Genomic DNA, 21,385 nt, shown 5'->3' with positions numbered 1-21,385 from the left:
CATCGTAAATCAAATGGGAATCGTTATCAAAGGTGTCGTCTGCGTGGTCGTCATCAGGACGCCGTGCCGATCAGCTGCTCGCGACAGCGGCCGATCGCCTGGGCCACGTAGCGCCCCGCCATGCGCTCCGAGACGCCCAGCCGGCGGCCGATCTCGGCCTGGGAAAGGCCTTCCAGGCGGTGCCAGACCAGCGCCTGGCGCAGGCGCGGAGGCAGGCCCGCCATGGCTTGCTCGAGGCCGCGGCGGCACAGCCGGCGCTCGGTGGCGGCCTCGGGGTCCGAGTAGCTGGCGGCGTAGGGGCAGGCCAGGCAGGGAACGTCGTCGTCCTCCAGCGGCCGGTCGCCGGGTCGGGACTGGCCGCGGCGGTGATGGTCGATCAGCAGATTGCGGGCGATGCGGAACAGGTAGGCGCGGGGCTGTTCCAGCAGCGTGCCGGAAGCGTCTCGGCCGGAGTGCGTTTGATCGGTCCGCTGTCGGCCGAGGCGCAGGAAGACCTCCTGGCACAGGTCCTCGGCCAGGTCGGGGCGGGGCAGCTGGTGCCTGAGGAAGGCGGTGATGTCCCGGGCGTGGGCGCGGAACAGGGTATCGAGGGTCGGGGAGTCCATTCGTGAAGCGCTCCGAAAGTGTGCCGGAACGACGATTATATTTAATAATAATTCTCATTACCAAATTAGATCGCCCAGGAACGATATTCCTGGGCGAAGCGTGCGCTCGCTGACGTCGAGTCGAGCATGCCGTCTAGCGAGACGTTGCATCAGCTCGACGTGGCCTCGACCTCCTCACGAGCTGGCTCATGATCTTCCTCGCGCGCCGAGTCGGCGGGGCGGTAGGCGGCGATCGGGTTGTCGAGGGTGCCGGCGAACTGCAGGTTCTTGGCCGGATCGGCCAGGTCGATCATCTGCTGGTGGTCGTTGAGCTGAAGCCGGTTCAGGCAGGAGCGGGTGAACTCCGGAGCGAACAGGTCGTGACGGGCGAACTTGTCGGCGAACTCGGGATGATCCCGCTGGTAGTCGATCACGCAGTTCGCGACCTGCTGCCAGAAGCCGGCTTCGCCGATGTCGCCCTGTTCGACGAGGATCGCCGACATGAAGCGCAGGAAGCAGTCGAAGACGTCGGTGAAGATCGACAGCACCTTGAGCGGCTCCGGCACCTCCACGGCGATGCGGGCGATGGCCTCGGGCAGCTCGGCGTCGACGTTCATGATGCCGATCTCCTCGGCGATGTCCTTCATGATCGCGCGGGTCGGCACGCCGTCCTCGAGCTGCAGGATCAGGTTCTCGCCGTGGGGCATGAACACCAGGTCATAGGCGAAGAAGCAGTGCAGCAGCGGGCGGAAGTAGGCCCGCAGGTAGCGCGACAGCCAGTCCTCGGTGGCGAGGCCCGAGCGCGCGATCAGCCTCGGCAGCAGCGCCCGCTCGTCGCCGTCGACGTGGAGCAGCGCGGCCATGGTCATCAGCCGCTGGCCGTCCTGCTGATAGTGCACCGGGCTCTCGCGCCACAGGCAGGCGAGCATCTTCTTGTAGGCGCTGTAGGTGTCGAAGGCCGGCTCGACGGCGTCGCGGCGAAAGCCGATGGCGGCCTCCTCGCGCAGCACCGTGAAGCCCTGGGCGCGCAGTTCCGGGTCGCCGTCGACCAGGGCCTTGATCCAGTCGTTGATCGCCGGCGTGGCGCGCATGTAGCTCGGCGACAGGCCGCGCATGAAGCCCATGTTGAGGATCGACAGCGCGGTCTTCACGTAGCGTCGGCTCGGCTGGCTGACGTTGAACCAGGTGCGGATCGACTGCTGGGCGCGATACTGGTCACTGCCGTAGCCCAGGCAGACGATGCGGTTTCGTGCCACCTCGCCGGCGAAGGTGATGGCCAGCTTGTGGAACCACTGCCACGGATGCGCCGGCATCAGCAGGTAGTCGGCGGGGTCGAGCCCGCGGGCCTCTAGACGGCGGTGGAAGTCGGCCAGCGTCGCCTCGCCGAGCTCCTCGATCAGCAGGGCCTCGTAGTCGAGCCCCTCGATGGCGCTGTAGTGGGCGTCCTCGCGGTGCACGGCGAGCCACACCAGGGTGATCGGCGCGGCGGCCTCCGGCGCGTAGGCGTGATAGTCCACGGCGTCGAAGCCCATGCGGCCGTTGTTGGCCACGAACACCGGATGGCCCTCGGTCATGGCGGCCTCCAGGGTCTGGAAGTCGGCGTCGACCAGGCCCGCGGCGTCCGGGCGGGTGCCGTCGAGCTTGTAGGCGCCGCCGAACAGGGTGCTCGCCACCTCCTCCAGGTAGAGCGGCAGCATCGCCTCGCCGATGCCGAGCGGGCCGCGGAACTCGAGGATGAACTGCTGGGCGTCGAGCTCGGCGGGGGCGCCGTCGACGCGCTTCTCCAGCGAGTCTAGCGCGATCGCCCAGTGATCCAGCGCCCGGCGACGGGCGCGGAAGCGGTACTCGATGCCGCCCTCGTCCGGGGCGGTCAGGCGGTAGTCGCCATGGCCGCCCGCGTCGACGGACAGCGCCTCGGGCGCCAGCAGCTTCTCATGGGTGAACTCGGCGATCGCCTTGCGGATCAGCCAGCGGTTGGCGCGGGCCCAGAGCTCGGGGCGCAGGTGGCCGGCGGCGCGGGCCGGATCGGCGGCGAGGGCCGGAGCCAGGCGCGGGCTCTGCCGGCTCACCGCCGCGGCGAAGCCCTGGCGGTCGCAGAAGGCCAGGTGGGCGGTCTTGTCCTCGAGCTCGACCTCGCGGTCGTAGACGAAGCCGACCCGGCGGTTGAGCGGATGGATCTGGCGATTATTGACGTCCGGTTCCACGACCACCCTTTGGGTGCCCACATCGTCGAACATAAAGGCCAGGATGGCGGTGATCACCTGGGTGCTGAAGCCGGGCAGCGGCGTCTCGGCCGGGGCTACCAGGAAGTGCATCCCGCGGTCGCCCTCGGCGACGTCGTAGTGCCGGCCGATGGGGTCGTGGCGCGGGTCGTAGCACTCGACCAGGAAGGCCGGCTTGCCGTCGAGCAGCCCCAGGTAGCCCTGGGCGTGCTCGCTCTCCTGAAGCTCGCGATAGAAGGCCTGCACGCGCTCCGGCGTGTGGCCCTGCATGCCCCAGAAGTGGGCGCGCGGGGCGGTGACCCACTCGTGGATCAGCGCCAGGTCCTCGGGCAGGTGCAGCGGGCGCAGCGAGAAGGTACCGAGCCCCTGGGCATGGCGCGAGTAGAGGGGCTGGGTGGTCGGCGTCGGTTGGAACAGGGTCATGGATCAGGTCCTTGCAGAAACGGAATCGGATGCGACGGCCGGGCGCGACTCGGCGCCGGCCAGCAGCCGCCGGTAGGCCAGGGCGCACAGCACCAGGCCGGTCGCGGCGACGAGGAAGGGAGCGGTCAGCCCGAAGGCCTCGACCAGGCGGCCGGCGCCCCAGGAGGCCACGAGCACGCCGAGGCCCTGGAAGACGTGGACCTTGCTGAAGTCGCTGGCGTAGCGGTCGGGCGTGCTGAGCCGGAACAGGCGCAGCTCCAGGCGTACGGTGATGCGGAACAGCGCCCAGCCGAACAGCACCCGGCCGGCCAGGATGGCGGCGACCTCGCCGCTGGCCTGCAGCAGCAGGCCGGCGAGGCCGACGGCCAGCGGCAGCAGGATGGCCTGTCCGGCGGAGCGGCGCGCGAGCAGGTCGAGCGCCAGCAGGACCACCGCCACGGCGCCGGGGATGGCGAACACCGCGCCCGCCAGCACCTCGCCGGAGAGTCCGGAGGCCAGCTCCCAGTAGCGGGCGAAGAACGGCCGTGCCAGGGTGGCGCTGAAGTAGAACAGCAGCATCACCAGGCCCAGGCGCAGGATGGCGCCGCTGGAGGCCGGCGCCCGCTCGGTGGCGGGGGCCGCATGCGGCGCGCGGCCGCGGCGGATCAGCCAGGCGCAGACTGCGACCTGCAGGGCGTCGCCCACCGCCATCACGCGGAACACCTGGGCCGCGGCCCAGTGCTCCAGCACCAGGCCGCCGACCACGGCGCCGAGGATGCCGCCGGCGTGCACCACCACCGAGAGGGTGCCGATCAGGGTCGCGTGGCGATCCTGGGGCTCGAAGTGCATCAGGTAGGGGTAGACCAGCAGGTAGCTGGCCTTGGCCACCAGCATCGCCAGCGACAGGCCCCAGAACCACGGCAGCGAGGTCACCACGGCGCAGGAGAGGCTGAGCAGCCCTGCCACCAGCTGGGTGACCAGCAGCAGCCGCAGCGTGCCGACCCGGCGCGCTAGGCGCGCCCAGCCGGGCAGCGCCACCAGCACCACCAGGCAGCTCATCGCCAGGTAGGCGCCGACGTGGGACGGGTCCGTCACGCCGAAGCGCGCGGCGAAGAACTGCGGGTAGAAGGGCAGCAGCATGGCATCGCTGATCACCGCCACCGCGGTCACCGCCACCAGCCAGGGCGTCGGGGTCATGCGGGCTCCGCGCGTTCGGGTTCGAACACCGCCTCGTCGGGCGCGCCGAAGCGCTGGTAGGCGATGCGTCGCTCCACCGGGTAGATCTCCTTCCCGGTCATGGCCCGGATCAGGCAGGCGTTGCGGTAGGCGCCCATGCCGAGATCCGGCGCCGCCAGGCTGTGGGTGTGCAGCTCGGCGTTCTGCACGAACAGCTGGCCCTTGCCGCCGTCGATGTCGTAGAAGCGACCCACCGCGAAGCGCCCGGCCTCGTCGAAGGCGATGCGCGAGGCGATCGGCGCCAGGAAGTCCGGCATGTGGTAGCGATAGCCGGTGGCCATGACCAGCGCCGTCGTGCGATGGCGATAGTGGCGCTGCTGCTCGGTGTGCCACAGGGTCAGGTCGTACTCGCCGCGCTCGGCATCGAAACGGCAGGTCTCGAGACGGGCGTTGGTGAACAGCTCCGAGCGCACCTCGCCGACCAGCTCCTTGGCATAGCGCAGGTCGTAGATGTCGTTGATCAGGTCCTCGTTGATGCCCTTGTAGAGGCCCTTCTGCTCCTGCGTCAGGGCGTTGCGCGTCGCCTCCGGCAGGGCGTGGAAGTAGTCGATGTAGTCCGGCGAGGTCATCTCCAGGGTCAGCTTGGTGTACTCCAGCGGGAAGAAGCGCGGCGAGCGGGTGATCCAGTCGAGCCGGTAGCCGAAGCGGTCGATGTCGGCGAGCAGGTCGCGGTAGATCTCGGCCGCGCTCTGGCCGCTGCCGACCACGGTGATCGCCGGCTGGCGCTGCAGTTCGGCCTTGTGCGCGAGGTACTCGCTGGAGTGCAGCGGACGCGGTTCGACGTCGCGGCAGCCCTCGGGCAGCCAGGGCGCGGTGCCGGTGCCGAGCACCAGGTGGCGGGCCAGATACTCGCGGGCCTCACCGCTCTTGGTGTCGCGGCAGCTCACGCGGTAGAGGCCGCTGGCGTCATCGAACTCGACCCGCTCCACCTCGGTGGAAAAGCGCACGCTGTCGAGCTGTGCCACCGCCCACTGGCAGTAGCGGTTGTACTCGTTGCGCAGCAGGAAGAAGCTCTCGCGGATGTAGAAGTGGTAGAGCCGGCCCTGCTGCTTCAGGTAGTTGAGCACGCTGAAGCGGCTGGTGGGGTCGGCCATGGTCACTAGGTCGGCGAGGAAGGGCGTCTGCAGGGTGGCGTCCTCCAGCAGCATGCCGGGGTGCCAGTCGAAGCCGTCGCGGCGTTCGAGGAACAGCCCGTCGAGCTCCTCGACGGGGTCGGTCAGGCAGGCCAGCCCCAGGTTGAAGGGCCCGAGGCCGATGGCGATGAAGTCGTGAACGTGCTGGGTCATGGGGAAATCTCGCGAGTGTCAGGAGGCGACGGCGTGCGCCGGGGAGGAGGCGGCGCCGTCGCACCAGGCGCGGCCGTGGGCGACGATGCGCTCGACGATGGCGGTGAGGTCGTCGACGCGGGTCTCCGGGTTGAGCAGGGTGAACTTCAGGTAGCGATGGCCATTCACCCGGGTGGCGGCGACCACCCCCTCGCCGTGGCGCGAGAGGGCGGCGCGCGCGTGGGCGTTGAGGGCGTCCAGCGACGCGTCGTCCAGGTCGAGGTCCACGGGCCGGTAGCGGAAGATCAGGGTGCTGAGCGGCGGCTCGAGCAGCACCTCGATGTCCGGCCGGGCGGACAGCCGCGCGTGGGCCTCGCCGGCCAGGTCCATGACCCGCTCGAGCATCTCGCCCAGGGCGTCGGCGCCCATGATGCGCAGCGTCATCCACAGCTTCAGGGCGTCGAAGCGCTTGGTGGTCTGCAGGCTCTTGTTGACCTGGTCCGGGGTGCCGGCCAGCGCCTGGCTCTCGGGATTCAGGTAGTCGGCGTGATGGGTGACGTGGCGCAGGTCGCTGCCGCGGCGCACCAGGAAGGCGCTGCAGCTCACCGGCTGGAAGAAGGTCTTGTGGTAGTCGACGGTGACCGAGTCGGCGTGCTCGATGCCGGCCAGGCGGTGGCGCTCGCGGCGCGAGCACAGCAGCCCCCCGCCGTAGGCGGCGTCGACGTGCAGCCAGATGCCGTGCTCGCGGCACAGCGCGGCGATCTCCTCGAGCGGGTCGATGCTGCCGAAGTCGGTGGTGCCGGCGGTGGCCACCACCGCGATCGGGATCAGCTCGAGGGCGATGCACTCCTCGAGGCGTGCCTTGAGCGCCTGCGGGTCCATGCGGTAGTCCGCGTCGGTGGCCACCGGCATCACCGCCTGGTAGCCGAGCCCGAGGATCGCCGCCGACTTCTGCAGGCTGAAGTGGCTGAGCTCGGAGCCGAGGATGCGCAGCCGCCGATGGTCCGCCGGCAGGCCCTGCTGCTTGTTTCCGCCGGGGCGGTCCTGGCGGGCACCATGATGGTCGCGGGCGATCATCAGCGCCATCAGGTTCGACTGGGTGCCGCCGCTGGTGAACACGCCGTCGGCGTCCTCGCCGAGGCCGATGCGCTCCGCCGTCCAGTCGATCAGCGATTGCTCGATGAAGGTGCCGCCGGCGCTCTGGTCCCAGGTGTCCAGCGAGGAATTGATCGGCGCCAGGATCGCCTCGGCGAGCACGCCCGGCAGCACCACGGGGCAGTTCAGGTGGGCCACGTAGCGCGGATGATGGAAATAAACGGCGTCGTCCAGATAGACGTGCTCCAGCTCCTCCAGGGCCGGTCGCAGCTCGCCGAGCGGCGCGTCGAGGTCGATGGCCTCGAAGCGGCCGCGCAGCTCCTCGGGCCGGGCGCCGGTGAAGGGCCGCTCGACCTCGGCGACCTTGCGCCGCACCAGGTCGATGCAGCGGGTCGCTTGCTGCCAGTAGGCCTCGGCGTGATGGGCGTTGAACAGCTGATGGGATGCCAGCGGGGCGGGCTCGGTACCGAGCCGCGGCCCGGGCGCTTCTATCCGTGATGTCATGGGCACCTCGTTCTGTCTGCCTGGCCGGGCCCACATGGCCCGGCGCCTGATGCCTCGCGAGCACGAGACGATGCTCCCTTGCGAATAAAAATCTTTATCATTATTGGCATGTGCAGGAGTGATGACGCAGGCGAGGCGCAGAACTGAACCGCGAATGAGAATTTTTTGTATAAGGTGAAGAGAAAGGAGAGAGGAGAAAGGGGCGAGGAGAGAGGGGCGAGGAGAGAGGAGCGAGAGGGCAGGCAAATGCGCAGCGAAGAAGGAGACGGCCCGGCGTGGGCGGTGTCGTATCGCGTGCGGCCCGCCGGGCGTACTAGTCTGAGCGGGCTCGACATTTTCCGACGGAGATCGACCCATGGCCCACGCCCGGATTCTTCAGCAAGGCACGATCCACTGCTTCCCCGCCGGCCTGCGCGACGAGGCCGGCGAGCTCGTCAACACCGAGATCTCCGCCGTGCTGTACGACGGCGAGCGGCTGTTGATGGCCAGCGACAAGCCGGTGCCCGGCGACGAGCGCTCCGCGGTGTTCGCCCTGCCGCTGACGCCCGAGGGCCCCGACGACACGCGGCTGGAATATCTCACCGCCGCGCGGCTGCAGCAGGCGGTGAAGTACGAGGACTTCGCGCTGACCACCGACGGCCGCCACGTGCTGGCGGTGACCGGCTTCGACCGCATCGAGGAACGGGGCCACGGGCTGAACGACTACAACCACCTGCTGATCTGGCCGCTCGGCCACCCCGAGGCGGTGCAGGTGGTGGACCCCGATCCGCGCGACGGGGTGGAGGGCTCGCTGGAGCTGCGCCGCAAGCTCAATCTCGCCATCGGCTTTCCCTACTACAAGCTCGAGGGGCTGGCCACGGTGCCCGGCGAGCGTGGCGATGGCCTGCTGCTGTTCGGCGTGCGCGAGCAGGGCAACGCCCACGACGACTTCGAGTACGTCAGCCGCGTGGTGGGTGCTCACTACCAGATCACCGAAAGCGGCAACATCGAGTTCGTCGACGCCCTGCGCGAGCACTTCCGTTTCGTGCCCCACGAGCAGGACGGCGTGCGCTTCGCGTGCGGGCTCTCGAGCCTGGAGTACGATCCCTATCACGCCCGGCTCTACCTGCTGACCAGCTTCGAGGTCGAAGAGGGCGGCGAGGAGCGCATCGGTGGCTATCTGTGGGAGCTGAGCCTGGAGGAGTTCCGCGACGGCGTGACGCCGAGGCTGGTGACCACGCCCGAGGGCGAACCGCTGGAGTTCGAGCACAAGGCCGAGGGCCTGGCCGTGCTCGATCGCGAGCGGCTGTTCGTCGCCTACGACAACGACCGCAACCTCGCGCTCGGTAGCGTCGACGAGCGAGACGAACGCCATGCCTGCGAAGCGCCCTACACCGTGCTCGGCCTGGTGTGACGCGCCGACGCCAGATTCGACCCGGCAGCCGCTGGCCTCGGCCGGCGGCTTTCGCTATCATACGCAGCCGCTGATAAGGGCCTATAGCTCAGTTGGTTAGAGCAGGGGACTCATAATCCCTTGGTCGCTGGTTCGAGTCCAGCTGGGCCCACCATCCTCGAAGTCCTCGGGTTCATGACTCCGGCGCTTTAGAAGCTTCTCGTTGTTACTGCGGCGTCTCTCCGCTACACCCTCCGCTTGACCTTCGTCATCTCGCCGCCGTCGGCGCTTCCTATACTCGGGGATGGCCCGCCGCCCGGCGGGCGCATTCCGTGGCGTGCACTCGGCGCCCGGGCCCATCGCCGACCGAGCGGAGATATCGATGTCGATTCGCAACCTGGATGCGCTGTTCCACCCGTCTTCCATCGCCCTGATCGGGGCCAGCAACCGGCCGGGGTCGGTGGGCGCGGTGCTGGCCGAGAACCTGTATTCGTCGGGGTTCGAGGGGCCGATCCTGACTGTGAACCCGCACGAGCGGGCGATTCGCTCGAGCCTCAACTACCACAGCGTCGCCGAACTGCCGCTGGCGCCGGACCTGGCGATCATCGCCACGCCGCCGCAGAGCGTGCCGGGCCTGGTGCATGAATTGGGCGAGCGCGGCTGCCGCGCGGCGGTGGTGATCACGGCGGGCTTCGGCGAGGGCGGCCACGCCGAGGGCCAGGCGCTGGAGCAGGCGGTGCTGGAGGCCGCCCGGCCCTATCTGATGCGCATCGTCGGGCCCAACTGCCTGGGCATCCTGGCGCCGCACCGCGGCATCAACGCCAGCTTCGCCCATCTCACGCCGCCGCCGGGGGAGCTGGCCTTCATCACCCAGTCCGGCGCGGTGGCCACCGCGATTCTCGACTGGGCCAAGACCCGTAACATCGGCTTCTCCCACGTGGTCTCGCTGGGGGCGATGAGCGACGTCGATTTCGGCGACATGCTCGACTACCTGGCCCTCGACCCCAAGACGCGGGCCATCCTGCTCTACGTCGAGGCGATCACCGACGTGCGCAAGTTCCTCTCGGCGGCGCGCACCGCCTCGCGCAACAAGCCGGTGGTGGTGGTCAAGGCCGGGCGCAGCGCCGCCGGCGCCAAGGCGGCGCTGTCGCACACCGGCGCGCTGGCCGGCTCCGATGCGGTCTACGACGCGGCCTTCCGCCGTGCGGGCATGCTGCGGGTCGACTCCCTGGACGAGCTGTTCCAGGCCGCGGGAACCCTGGCCACCGGCATCCGCATCAAGGGCGACCGGCTGGTCATTCTCACCAACGGCGGCGGCATCGGCGTGCTGGCGGCGGACGCGCTGGAGGGTCTGCACGGCCAGTTGGCCGAGCTCTCCGAGCCGACCCTGACGCGGCTGGACGCCGTGCTGCCCCAGGCCTGGTCGCGGGGCAATCCGCTCGACATCCTCGGCGACGCGCCGGGGGCGCGCTACGCCCAGGCCCTCGAGGCGCTGCACGACGGAGGCGACGCCAACGCGCTGCTGGTGATCAACTGCCCGACGGCAGTGGCCGACCGCCTGGACGCGGCCCGCGCGGTGGTCGAGTCGCTCGGCCCGCGCCATCCGCCGACCCTGACCTGCTGGTTGGGCGACGCCACGCCGACGGCGGCGCGGCGCCTGTTCGCCGAGCACCAGATACCCACCTACGAGACGCCGGAGCAGGCCATTCGTGCCTTCTGGCACCTGCATCAGTACTGGCGCAGCCAGCAGGCGCTGATGGCCACGCCGCCGGCGGTCACCAGGCGCGTGAGCCCCGACCGGGCCCGCGCCGAGGCGGTCATCGAGACCGTGCGCGCCGAGGGCCGACGGGTGCTGACCGAGCCCGAGGCGGCGGAGGTGCTCGCCGCCTACGACATTCCCACCGTGCCCGCGCGCCGGGTGGCCACACCAGCGGAGGCCGGCGAGGCGGCCAAGGCGCTGGGCCTGCCGGTGGCGCTGAAGATCGTTTCGCGGGACATCTCGCACAAGTCCGACGTCGGCGGCGTGCAGTTGAACCTGGCCTCGCCGGAGGCGGTGACCCGGGCCGCCGAGGACATGCTGGCCGCGATCCGCCAAAAGGCCCCGGAGGCGCGGCTGGACGGCTTCAACGTGCAGCCGATGATCCGCCGCCCCGGCGCCCACGAGCTGATCCTCGGCATCGCCGAGGACCCGGTGTTCGGACCGATCCTGATGTTCGGCCAGGGCGGCACGGCGGTGGAGGTGATCGGCGACCGGGTGATCGGCCTGCCGCCGCTCAACCCACTGCTGGCCCGCGACATGATCGAGTCGACCCGGGTCTCGCGGCTGCTGCACGGCTATCGCGACCGCCCGGCGGTGGACCTCGAGGCGCTGACGCTGGCGCTGGTGAAGCTCTCCCAGCTGGTCAGCGATCTGGACAGCGTGGCCGAGCTCGACATCAACCCGCTGCTGGCCGACGCCGACGGGGTGATGGCGCTGGACGCACGGATCGTGATCCGCCCGGCCGGCGAGGCGCGTCCGCCGATAGCGATCCGGCCTTATCCGCAGCAGCTCGAGGAGTTCATCGAGACCCGAAGCGGCACGCGCTACTGCCTGCGGCCGATCCGACCCGAGGACGAGGCCGCGCTGGTCGAGATGCTGCGCCATTCCTCGGCCGACGACGTGCGGCTTCGCTTCTTCGCCGCCATCCGTCAGTTCGATCACGCCTTCGCCGCCCGGCTGACGCAGATCGACTACGACCGTGAGATGGCCTTCGTGGCGATCCCGGAAGGGGAGGCGGCGATCGCCGGGGTCGTGCGGCTGTCGGCCGACCCGGACAAGGAGCGCGCCGAGTTCGCGATCATGGTGCGCAGCGACATGAAGGGCACCGGGCTCGGCTACCGGATGATGCAGCGGCTGATCGACTACGCCCGCGAGATGGGCGTGCGCGAGCTATTCGCCGATATCCTGCGCGTCAATCACGCCATGCGGAAGATGGCCGAGGAGCTGGGCTTCACCGCCGATGCCCGCGACGGCGACGCGGAGACCGTCACCGTCTCGCTGCGACTTTGAACGGGCGTTTCTGTCACCAAGGGCATGATTTCTGGTCGATTCTTTTGCTGTGCGCGGAGGAAAGGCTTTCCTCCGCGGCCGTCGAGCGATATCATTGCATTGAAATTGATAACACGCTAAGTAAAAGAGGAATCGGCGCGCCATGCCATCGCAAGCCTTCAAGGGAATCAAGACCGGCGGAGCCCCGCTCGCCATCATCGGCAGCTTCATGATCGCCGGGGCAGCCAACGCCGCGCCGGCCTTCTCGCCGACGTCGCCCTACATGTTCGGCGACTGGAACGGCCACCGCACGGCGCTGGAGGACGCGGGCGTCGCCTTGAGCTTCGACTACACCGGCGAGGCTGCGTCGATCCTCGATGGCGGCTACAGCGACAGCCATACCCTCAAGTACGCCGACCAGTTCGCCGTGGGCGCCAACGTCGATCTGGAGCGGCTGTTCGACGTGCCCGGCGCCGACGTGCAGATCACCGTCACCAACCGCAACGGCCACAGCGTCAACGAGCAGCTGAGCGATCCCGATGCCGTGGTCGGCGGCTCCTCGGTGCAGGAAGTGCAGGGCCGCGGCCCGGTCACCCGCCTGACTCAGTTCTGGTATCGCCAGCGCCTGCTCGACGACGCCCTGACGCTCAAGCTCGGGCGGATTCCCTTCGGCGACGACTTCGCCGGCATCGACAGCCACTTCCAGAACCTGGCCTTCGGCGGCGCCCAGCCGGGCAACTGGGGCAACGACATCTACAACTGGCCGATCGCGCAGTGGGCCGCGGTGGCCCGCGCCGACTTCGCCCCCGACTGGTACGCCCAGATCGGCGTGTTCGACATCAACGACAGCAACCTGGACAACGACAACGGCTTCGACCTGCGCACCAGCGATTCCGAGGGCACGCTGTTCCCGGTGGAGCTCGGCTATACGCCGACCCTGAACGGTTTGCCGGGCAGCTACAAGCTGGGCTTCTACACCCACGACGCGGACAACCGGGCCTACGGCGATCATCTCGACGGCCGTACCAGCGACACCAACACCGGCCTCTACTACGTGGTGCAGCAGCAGGTGACCGCGCGCGACGGCGATCCGCAGCGCGGCCTGACGCTGTTCAGCATGGGCAACGCCAACCACGGCGACACCGCGCGCATCGATCGCTACCTGTCGGTCGGCGCCACCTACCAGGGCCCGTTCGATGCTCGCCCGCAGGACGACGCCGGCATCGGCCTGGCCTATCTGCGCGTCAACGACGACGTCGACGACTACATCGGCGCCTACAACGCCACGCCCGCCGGCGCGCTTTCGCCGCTGCCGCGCCAGGGCCACGAAGTCGATGCCGAGATCTACTACAGCGTCAACCTGACGAACTACCTGTCGGTGCGCCCCAACCTGCAGTACGTGGCCAACCCGTCGGCGGTGGATTCGGTCGACGACGCCTGGGTGCTGGGCACCACGCTTTCCGCCAGCTTCTGAGCCGGCGCGCGCAACGCGTAGAACGAAGCATGAAAAAGGGGCCCCTCGGGGCCCCTTCGCTATTCTGGCGCTCTGTCGGGCGGCTTACTGCGCGGTGATGGTGGCCGTCACCAGCTTGCCGTCCATCTTGATCGGGCCGTCTTCCGAGGCGCCGAGGGTGTACTCGAACACGCCGGGCTCCATGCCGCCTGCCTCGCCGTGGACCATCAGCATCAGCATGTCGCCGGCGCTGACGTCTTCGGTGAGCAGCGCGGTGACGTCCATGTTCTCGCCTTCCTTGAGCGGGGCATGGCCGACGACCGGGCCGGGCTTCATGCTGTCGTCGGTGCGGTGCACCACCAGCCAGCCGTTGCTGCCCGCCGTGACCTTCTCCGCGGTGACGGAGCCGCTCGCGACGGACTGGTCATCGGCCCAGACCTGCGGGTGCATGTCGCCGTGCATGTCCGCCTGGGCCAGGGAAGCGCCGGCGAGCAGGGCGGTGGATACGAATGCGCTTGCCATGAACTTGGTCATCATCATTCTCTCCTTGAGTGCTGAGCACGCCCCATCGAAGCAAAGGGTTTGGGATGGGCGTGCTCACAGCTACGGGAGAGGCGCGATGGCGGTTTCACCTCGGTGCGAAAAAATTACAGCCTCTGCCCCGAGGCGTCCCGATCGGTGGGATAGAGGTAGCCGTGAATGGCGGGCCCGGTGGGCTGGCCGGTGGGTGAACCGCCCGGCGGCTCGATGCTGATGCCGAAGGTGGCGCGCTTGAGCAGCTCGGGATCGAAGTCGCTCAGGGCGTCGGTCGGCAGGCTCAGGTCGTCGTTGAGAACGCCCACCGAGCGCGGCTTCGGCCCCAGCGAGGCGTCCTTGATCCACAGCTGATAGGCGCGGTCCGGCAGCGGCTCGGCCGTGACCGGACGCACGTTGAGGCGGCGGCTGTCGAGATCCACGGAGAGCATGAAGGCGGGCTGCTGGTCGTCCTGGGAGAACACGGCCACGAAGGGAGCCTCGCTCGGCGTCTGACCGACGGGTGCGATCAGCACCGCGGCCAGCGCGACCGCCGCAGCGGAGGCGAGCCCGGTGCTCCAGCGCCAGAAGCGCAGCCGGCGGCGCAGGGCATCGAGCTGGGAGACCTTGCCTTCATGCTCGCCGGTGCCCGAGGTGACTTCCATCGCCTCGATGCGCCGCTCGATCCTCGCCAGCAGGTCCGGCCCCGGTGCAATGGCTTCCACCTCGTCGCCGAGCGGGGCGAGGCGCGCCTCCCACTCGAGGATGCGGGCGTCCAGTTCGGAGTCGGCCTGGCGGCGTTGCATGACCTCGGCGCGCTCGTCGGCGTCCAGGGTGCCGAGCACGTACTCGGCGGCCAGCATGTCGATGTCGTCGCGGTCTGTCATGACGCCAGACACCCCTTGAGTTGCTTGAGGGCTCGATGAAGCCAGGTCTTGACGGTGTTCACCGGCTGCTCGAAGTGGGCGGCCAGGTCGGCCCGGGACCAGCCGTCCAGGTAGGCCAGGCGCACCATGTCACGACGGCTGCCCTCCAGCTCGGCCAGGCAGGCATGCAGACGGCGGGCGTTCTCGTCGCGCTCCGCGTGCTCCCGGGCGCCGGGCGCGTCGGAAGGCGTCTGATCCAGGGCGTCGTCCGACTCATGGGGCGCCCGGGGCCGTCGGCGTAGCTCGTCGATGGCGGCGTGCCGGGCGATGCTCGCCATCCAGGCGATCGCCGAAGCCCGGCCGGCGTCGAACTGTTCGGCCTTCTGCCAGATGGTCACGTAGACCTCCTGCACCACGTCGTCGGCCCGGCTGCGCTCTCTCAGGATACGCAGCACGGTGCCGTAGAGTTTCGCCGCGGTGGCGTCATAGAGCTCGGCGAAGGCCAGCCGGTCGCGTCGGGTCACGCGCTGGAGCAGTTCCTGCAGGCGATCACTGGACATACCACCTTCCCTGTTGATGTCGATGGTCGAGGCCGATGAGAGCGGCATCATGCCAGCGCAGACTGCCGCCTCGTCGTCATGGCGGTCAAGACGCGGCCTTTCCACGCTGCGGCCCCGAATCTGAGCTCTCGGTGCTGCACGCGTCCGGGCCGGGTGTCAGCGCATGCCCGCGATAAGGATCACCGCGCCGAAGGCGGCGACGCCGGCCACTACCGGCCAGCCCAGCGAGCGCAGCCGATACCACACGGCCAGGGTCGCCAGTACGCCGATCGCCGAGGCCAGCCAGCCGACGGCATCGAGCCGGTGGGGCACCAGCGACACGCCGAGCACGGCGGCGATCATCATCGGGCCGAGCAGGGCGAGCCACTGGGGCATGGCCTCGACGCCGTCCTCGCCGTCGAGGCGTTTCAGGCGTCGCCGCATCCACAGCAGCGGCAGCAGGCGAATCAGCAGGGTGCCGATGGCCGAGGCCAGCACGGCGATCCACATGGCGCTACTCATGAGGGCTCCTTGTGCGGCGTGAAGCGGATCAGGGTGAAGCACAGTGCTCCGCAGCCGGCGGCGATGGGAATGCCGATGTTGGTGTAGTCGGTCAGGGTGCAGAGCATCGCCACGCCGATGCTGATGGCCAGCGCCAGGCTCCAGCGCTTCGAGGTGAAGCGCGGCGCCACCAGCACCAGAAACAGCGCCGGCAGGGCGAAGGGCAGGATCTCGCCCAGCAGCGGCCAGCGCGCCATCAGCCAGTCGCCGGCCAGGGCGCCGAGCACGGTGCCGAGGATCCAGCTGGCCCAGGCCAGCAGCGCGGCGCCGGCGAACCAGCCCAGGCGCTGCGCTTCGGGCAGCTGCGGGAAGCGGTGATGGGCCAGGGCGAAGATCTGGTCGGTCAGGCCGTGCATCAGCCAGGGCCACCAGCGGCTGGCGTTCATCCAGGCCGCGAGATTGGGACCGTAGACCGCATGGCGCACGTTGATCAGTAGCGTCATGACCACCGCCAGCCACAGCGGCGCGCCGCCGGCGATCATGCCGACGAACAGGAACTGCGAGGCGCCGGCATAGACCAGCGTCGAGATGAGCGTCGCCTCCCAGGGCGTGAAGCCGGCCTGAACGGCGATCAATCCGAACGAGATCGCCACCGGCACGTAGCCGCCGAGCAGCGGAAAGGCCTCGTGCACGCCGGACAGCCAGGGGCGAGAGGACACCGAGGTCGTCTGGTCGATCATGACGTCTTCCTCTCGGCGTAGACGATGGTCAGGATCAGCGTCGCCCACTGCTCGCCGGTGCGATAGCGGTGGGGGCGGTCGGCGCTGAAGGCGAGGGTGTCGCCGGCGTGCAGCGTGCGCAGGTCGTCCTCGGGGCCGGCATCGAGCTCGCCGCTGAGCACGGTGAGCGATTCCGTGGCGCCCGGGGTGTGTCCCTCGGCATGGCGATCGGTATGGGGCGCGCAGCGCATCCAGTAGGCATCGACCTGGCGGCTCCCCTGGCCCTGATCGATCAGCCGCACCTGCACGCCGTCCTCGCCGAGGGGCACGGTGATCGGCGCCACCAGGGTGCCGAAGGGCACGTTCAGCTGCACCGCCAGCCGCCAGATGGTATCCAGCGTGGGATTCCCGTTGCCCTGCTCGAGGCGCGACAGGTTCGACTTGGCGATGCCGGCGGCGGCGGCCAGCTGCGACAGCGACAGCCCGCGCTCCTGGCGCAGACGCTGAAGATGCTGGCCCAGGGTGCCGAGGGCGAGGTGGTCCATGGTGTCTCCCTGCGTGAGGTGGCGTCCACTAATCGTTCGATATAAAGAACGTTCTATAAAAGGAACGAGCGACTGTCAATAGCGACTGTCCGGCCAGCGAGAGCGGTACGTGGAGCCGTGGCAGGAAACGAAGCGCCCGGGAACGCCGTAAGCGTGCGGTCAAGGAAAAGGGGCAGGAGGCGAAGTCAGGAGAGGCAGCGTGGAGTGGAGGAGAGGAAAGAGAAGGGGGAAGAGGATAAAGAGTAAAAGAGTACCCGGCCGCCGCAGCGGCCGGGCAGGCGAGGTTCAGGCCACGTCGTTCTCGCCGTCGGCGCGGCAGGCCGCGGCGGTGAACAGCACGTCGGTGGAGGAGTTCAGCGCGGTCTCGGTGGAGTCCTGCACCACACTGATCACGAAGCCGATCGCCACCACCTGCATGGCCACGTCGGCGGAGATGCCAAACAGGCTGGCGGCCATCGGGATCAGCAGCAGCGAGCCGCCGGCCACGCCGGACACGCCGCAGGCGGCCAGCGCCGAGACGATGCACAGCAGCAGCGCGGTGACGAAGTCTACCTGGATGCCCAGGGTATGGGCAGCGGCCAGGGTGGTCACGGTGATGGTGATGGCGGCGCCACACATGTTGATCGTCGCACCCAGCGGGATCGAGATCGAGTAGGTGTCGGCGTGCAGCTTCAGACGCTTGCACAGCTCCATGTTGACCGGGATGTTGGCCGCCGAGCTACGGGTGAAGAAGGCGGTGATGGCGCTGCCGCGCAGGCAGGTGAACACCAGCGGATAGGGGTTGCGGCGCGTCTTCAGGAACACGATCAGCGGATTGGTGACCAGCGCCACGAATGCCATGCAGCCGACGATCACCAGCAGCAGGCGGCCGTAGTCGAGCAGGGCGTCGAAGCCGGACTCGGCCAGGGTGTTGGCGACCAGGCCGAAGATGCCCAGCGGAGCGAAGCGGATCACCAGCTGCACGATGCCGGAGACGGCGTCGGAGAGGTCCTTGAGCGCGGTGCGGGTGGTGTCCGCGGCGCGGCGCAGTAGCAGCCCGAGGCCCACGGCCCAGGCCAGGATGGCGATGAAGTTGGCCTCCATCAGCGCCTCGACCGGGTTGGCCACGGCGTTGAGCAGCAGGTTGCGCAGGATCTCGCTGACGCTGCCGGGCGGCGTGCCGCTGGCCGCAGGGGCGTCCAGTGCCAGCGTGGTGGGGAAGGCGAAGCTCGCCACTACGGCGACCAGCGCCGCCACCAGGGTGCCGGCGAGGTAGAGCACCAGCACCGAGCGGATATGGGTCGGCTGGCCCTGGCGGTGGTTGGCGATCGCCGCCGCCACCAGCACGAAGACCAGCACCGGCGCCACCGCCTTCAGTGCGGAGACGAAGACCTGGCCGAGCAGGGCGACCGACTGGGCGGCATCGGGGGCGAGGGTGGCGAGCAGGACGCCGGCGACGATGCCCAGCGCGATCTGGGGGATCAGCCCCAGCCGCAGCAGCGGACGGCCCAGAGTGTTGAGGGTAGCGATCATTTGTGTCTCTTGTGGAATCACGGGTGCATGAACGTGTCGGGCGCCGAGGCCGCCGTCTCTCCACGTGCTGGCGCTGCGGGCTGGCGCGTGGAAGAGAAACAGGGGGCGAGGGCCTGTCGATGCCTTGCCCGGGGGTCGTCCCGGGCAGGCGCGCGCATTCTACCATCGGGGCAAAAGGATGGGGGTTACGACCTTCGTTTCGGTTGAAGGCAGCAAGAAACAAGGTTCAAGGGGCGAGTTGCCAGTGGAATGCCGGGTGTCATGCCAGATGAGCGGCCCGTCGAGAGCGCCGGCCGCGTCACTCAGGGATGGCGGAAATGCAGGCGGGGATCGTCGTTTCGGCTCAGGGGCAAGGTGGTATCGCAGTCGAGGCAGTGGCAGGCGTCCCGCTCGAAATCCGGCTGGAAGCGCTGCCAGGTGGCGTCGCCGCGAATCACTTCCAGGTTGCCGCACTCGCACAGCAGGATGTCGGTGTCGTGAGGGCCGGGAGAGTAGAGGATCGAGCCGGGTGGCGATGCATCCATGAGCGTGCCTGTCGTAGTGGAGGTCGATGGGTCATGCGGCGCTATCCCGCGGTCATGCTGATGTCCGCCACGCACGATACGCAGCGAGCCGAGCGATGACAGCAGGTGAGGGCCGTCGCCGACCGTAGGCCATCACCTCAGACATCGTAGGCAATAACGCATGCTGTATGCCGTGATGGGCGTCAAGAAAACGCCCGTCTTGGGCTTTCGAGCCGGAAACCGGCAAAACCGGAGGATTCTACGACAAACGTCGAGTGGCTGTCGCCCCGCGGGGCGACAGGGAGGCTCAGCCGCCCCGCGGGGCCAGCAGGATGATCCCGGCGCCGGCCAGGCACAGCGCGGCGCCGAGCAGATCCCAGCGGTCGGGCAGGCGATGCTCCACCGCCCACAGCCAGGCCAGCGAGGCGACGATATAGACGCCGCCGTAGGCGGCATAGGCGCGGCCGGCGACGTCGGCCGAGGAGAGGCTGAGCAGCCAGGCGAACAGCGCCAGGCTGGCCAGCCCCGGCAGCAGCCACAGCGCCGAGGCGCCCTGCCGCCACCAGGCCCAGACGCTGAAGCAGCCGGCGATCTCGGCCAGGGCGGCGGCGAGGTAGATCGGCAGCGTCAGCATGACGCCGCCGAAACGGGGGAGGCCAGCATGATGCGGGGAAGGGCGGTCACACGCTCAGGCGCGCTTCCACGGCGTCGAGGAAGCCGTGCATGTCGACCACGGTCTCGTTCGCCGGGTCGGTGGTCTTGCCCTTGAGATCGCCGGTGACGATGCCGTCGCCGATGGTGTCGATCAGCGCCGCCTTGAGGCGAGTGGCGTAGTCGGCCAGCCGCGCGTTGCCCTCGCGCTCGGCCAGGGTCTCCAGGGCGTTGCCCACGGCGTAGATCAGCGCCGAGGAGTTGAAGTAGGCCTCCTTGCCGTCGCTCTCCAGGTACTTGAGGTAGAGGTCGTGGGCGGTGCCGTGGGGCGCCTCGAACAGCATGGTGCCGTTCTTGCTCTCGATGATCGAGCTGGCGGTGGCCAGGCTGCCGCCGAGCGCGGCGGAGATATCGGAGAAGATGTCGCCGTCCAGGTTCTGCGCCGGGTAGAGGGCGTTGCGGGGCGGGTCGGTGATCATCTTGATCAGCTGGCTGGAGGGCCGCATGATCATGAACGACGGCGGCGGGGTGTCGGCCTTGGCCAGCTCGCGCCGCGCCTCGGTGATGACGTCGCTGAACACCTCGTCGTAGTCCATGTACTCGCGCTTGAGGCCGAAGTAGACCTCCTTGTCCTTGCGCGAGGCGTCGCGGAACACCTGCAGCACCCAGTCCTTGATCGCGGCGCGATCGTTGGACATCAGCAGGATGGGGTCGCCCTGCTTGACGTGGCGGGCGTGCTTTTCCTCGCCGTCGACCACCACCTTGAGGATGCCGTCCTCGGCGGCGGGAGCGTTGAAGCTGCCGTACTGATCGCCGCCGCCGGCGCTCATCCGCGAGATCGACACCTGGGCCTTGCGCTCGGGAATGCCATGGCGCTTGAGCTGCTCGACCAGCTTGTAGAGCTTGCGCCCGGTGTTGTTGTCCGGCACGCCCCACAGCGCCCGCTCCGGCGGGTTGGCGACCAGTCGCGCGGCCTGAGCGTCGATCAGCTCGTAGTGATAGGCCAGCCCCAGCGCCTCGGCCTCGGCCTGATAGTGTTCGCGGTAGATGTCCTCGATGGCGGCGCGCATCACGCCGTCGTAGCCGGCGATCACGGTGTCCTTGAGGCCCAGGTAGATATCGCGCTTCTCGTCGAGGGCGCGCTGGAAGAAGCGGTGGGCCCAGGCCTTGACGTCGTCCAGGTCGTTGGTGGCCAGCAGCCAGGGATCGCCCTTGCTGACCTCGCGGCGGTGCAGTTCGACCGGGTCGCCGCTCTGGCCGACGAACAGCAGCTTGACCACGCCGGTGGCCGAGGACAGCGCGTTGTAGCTGTCCTTGGTGCCGCCGTGCTCCATGGTCTCGACCTCGATGTCGCGGCCGATCCAGGCCGGGCGCTCGACCTGGAGGTTGCGGAACTCGATGTCCTCGCGGGTGATGTTGCCGCCGATGCCCTTGCGGATGGCGCCGTTGGGCGACTTGGTGGCCAGCGGGTGGAGCGCGGCGGCGTCGAGCTCGGGGTGCTGGGCCAGCAGGGCATCGCGCTGTTCGCGGTTGACCGTCATGCCGGCGTTCTTGATCCCGACCTTGTGGCGGTTGAGCGCGTCGATGGCGTCGAGCACGGCCTGGCCGTTGGTGACCAGCCGGTTCTCGGCGGTCAGATCGATCTCGACCAGCTCGATGGCCAGCGGCCGGGTCACGAAGGTCTCGATGATCTTCTCGAAGGCCACCTGGGCCATTTCATCGCCGTGCAGTATGACCAGCGGGGCCGCCACCTGGATCTTGTCGCTCATCACTCTTCCCGTATTCGTGCTCGTGGAATCCACCAGCCTCGCGTCCCTTGGCGTCGTGGCCGGAAGGACGTCGGCTGCCATGCGATCAGGGTGTCATTGTACACGC

At 68.9% G+C, this 21,385-nt stretch carries 18 protein-coding genes and 1 tRNA gene; 4 read left to right on the top strand and 15 right to left on the bottom strand.

The window, feature by feature from the left end; genetic code table 11:
* Positions 1 to 53: 53 nt before the first annotated feature.
* The 5 genes from MYL53_RS09820 to MYL53_RS09795 all read right to left on the bottom strand — a co-directional run bounded on the left by MYL53_RS09820 (position 54) and on the right by MYL53_RS09795 (position 7,308).
* The gene (locus MYL53_RS09820; RefSeq protein ID WP_247853608.1) at positions 54 to 605 is read right to left on the bottom strand and encodes an RNA polymerase sigma factor; all 552 of its coding nucleotides are present in this window, start codon (positions 603 to 605) and stop codon (positions 54 to 56) included.
* Between the two features lie 149 nt (positions 606 to 754).
* Positions 755 to 3,229 carry a GNAT family N-acetyltransferase gene (locus MYL53_RS09815; RefSeq protein ID WP_282103473.1) on the bottom strand — a complete coding sequence of 825 codons (2,475 nt, stop codon included), beginning with the start codon at positions 3,227 to 3,229 and terminating at the stop codon, positions 755 to 757.
* 3 nt (positions 3,230 to 3,232) lie between these two features.
* Positions 3,233 to 4,405, bottom strand: coding sequence for an MFS transporter (locus tag MYL53_RS09805; RefSeq protein WP_247853607.1), 1,173 nt, complete (start codon positions 4,403 to 4,405; stop codon positions 3,233 to 3,235).
* Positions 4,402 to 5,730 (bottom strand): lysine N(6)-hydroxylase/L-ornithine N(5)-oxygenase family protein, encoded by a 1,329-nt coding sequence (locus MYL53_RS09800; RefSeq protein ID WP_247853606.1) that lies wholly within the window; start codon positions 5,728 to 5,730, stop codon positions 4,402 to 4,404. The genes MYL53_RS09805 and MYL53_RS09800 overlap by 4 nt, the downstream gene beginning before the upstream one ends.
* Positions 5,731 to 5,748: 18 nt before the next feature.
* Positions 5,749 to 7,308 carry a pyridoxal phosphate-dependent decarboxylase family protein gene (locus MYL53_RS09795; protein WP_247853605.1) on the bottom strand — a complete coding sequence of 520 codons (1,560 nt, stop codon included), beginning with the start codon at positions 7,306 to 7,308 and terminating at the stop codon, positions 5,749 to 5,751.
* 355 nt (positions 7,309 to 7,663) lie between these two features.
* Between MYL53_RS09795 and MYL53_RS09790 the strand changes: the two genes are divergently transcribed.
* The 4 genes from MYL53_RS09790 (at position 7,664) to MYL53_RS09775 (ending at position 13,182) form a co-directional block, all read left to right on the top strand.
* The gene (locus MYL53_RS09790) at positions 7,664 to 8,701 is read left to right on the top strand and encodes a hypothetical protein (protein ID WP_247853604.1); all 1,038 of its coding nucleotides are present in this window, start codon (positions 7,664 to 7,666) and stop codon (positions 8,699 to 8,701) included.
* A 77-nt stretch (positions 8,702 to 8,778) separates the two neighbouring features.
* Positions 8,779 to 8,855 (top strand) — tRNA-Ile (locus MYL53_RS09785).
* A 207-nt stretch (positions 8,856 to 9,062) separates the two neighbouring features.
* Entirely contained in the window at positions 9,063 to 11,729 is a 2,667-nt protein-coding gene (locus tag MYL53_RS09780) for a bifunctional acetate--CoA ligase family protein/GNAT family N-acetyltransferase (RefSeq protein ID WP_247853603.1), read from the top strand.
* A 142-nt stretch (positions 11,730 to 11,871) separates the two neighbouring features.
* The gene (locus MYL53_RS09775; protein WP_247853602.1) at positions 11,872 to 13,182 is read left to right on the top strand and encodes a carbohydrate porin; all 1,311 of its coding nucleotides are present in this window, start codon (positions 11,872 to 11,874) and stop codon (positions 13,180 to 13,182) included.
* Between the two features lie 84 nt (positions 13,183 to 13,266).
* Here MYL53_RS09775 and MYL53_RS09770 read toward each other — a convergent pair whose 3' ends face one another.
* The 10 genes from MYL53_RS09770 to MYL53_RS09725 form a co-directional block, all read right to left on the bottom strand.
* On the bottom strand, positions 13,267 to 13,698 hold the full coding sequence (locus tag MYL53_RS09770; RefSeq protein ID WP_247853601.1) for a DUF7282 domain-containing protein: 432 nt from the start codon (positions 13,696 to 13,698) through the stop codon (positions 13,267 to 13,269).
* Between the two features lie 110 nt (positions 13,699 to 13,808).
* On the bottom strand, positions 13,809 to 14,561 hold the full coding sequence (locus MYL53_RS09765) for an anti-sigma factor (RefSeq protein WP_247853600.1): 753 nt from the start codon (positions 14,559 to 14,561) through the stop codon (positions 13,809 to 13,811).
* Positions 14,558 to 15,100, bottom strand: coding sequence for a sigma-70 family RNA polymerase sigma factor (locus MYL53_RS09760; RefSeq protein ID WP_247853599.1), 543 nt, complete (start codon positions 15,098 to 15,100; stop codon positions 14,558 to 14,560). Before MYL53_RS09760 ends, MYL53_RS09765 begins: the two co-directional genes overlap by 4 nt.
* 156 nt (positions 15,101 to 15,256) lie before the next feature.
* The gene (locus MYL53_RS09755; protein WP_247853598.1) at positions 15,257 to 15,601 is read right to left on the bottom strand and encodes an AzlD domain-containing protein; all 345 of its coding nucleotides are present in this window, start codon (positions 15,599 to 15,601) and stop codon (positions 15,257 to 15,259) included.
* On the bottom strand, positions 15,598 to 16,320 hold the full coding sequence (locus MYL53_RS09750) for an AzlC family ABC transporter permease (protein ID WP_247853597.1): 723 nt from the start codon (positions 16,318 to 16,320) through the stop codon (positions 15,598 to 15,600). Before MYL53_RS09750 ends, MYL53_RS09755 begins: the two co-directional genes overlap by 4 nt.
* Positions 16,317 to 16,844: a helix-turn-helix domain-containing protein gene (locus MYL53_RS09745; protein WP_046079093.1), complete on the bottom strand. Its 528-nt coding sequence runs from the start codon at positions 16,842 to 16,844 to the stop codon at positions 16,317 to 16,319. Before MYL53_RS09745 ends, MYL53_RS09750 begins: the two co-directional genes overlap by 4 nt.
* Positions 16,845 to 17,129: 285 nt before the next feature.
* Entirely contained in the window at positions 17,130 to 18,356 is a 1,227-nt protein-coding gene (gene sstT, locus MYL53_RS09740) for a serine/threonine transporter SstT (RefSeq protein WP_247853596.1), read from the bottom strand.
* Between the two features lie 302 nt (positions 18,357 to 18,658).
* Complete coding sequence (locus MYL53_RS09735) at positions 18,659 to 18,880, bottom strand: hypothetical protein (RefSeq protein WP_247853595.1); 222 nt, start codon at positions 18,878 to 18,880, stop codon at positions 18,659 to 18,661.
* A gap of 286 nt (positions 18,881 to 19,166) precedes the next feature.
* On the bottom strand, positions 19,167 to 19,493 hold the full coding sequence (locus MYL53_RS09730) for a YnfA family protein (RefSeq protein ID WP_247853594.1): 327 nt from the start codon (positions 19,491 to 19,493) through the stop codon (positions 19,167 to 19,169).
* Positions 19,494 to 19,539: 46 nt separating this feature from the next.
* Positions 19,540 to 21,279, bottom strand: coding sequence for an isocitrate/isopropylmalate family dehydrogenase (locus MYL53_RS09725; protein ID WP_247853593.1), 1,740 nt, complete (start codon positions 21,277 to 21,279; stop codon positions 19,540 to 19,542).
* Positions 21,280 to 21,385: the final 106 nt, after the last annotated feature.

It is taken from the genome of Halomonas getboli (genome assembly GCF_023094245.1).
In the GTDB taxonomy this organism is placed as follows: domain Bacteria; phylum Pseudomonadota; class Gammaproteobacteria; order Pseudomonadales; family Halomonadaceae; genus Halomonas; species Halomonas getboli.
The sequence above is the reverse complement of the archived record's forward strand: the minus strand, read 5'-3'. Positions and strand labels throughout refer to the sequence as shown.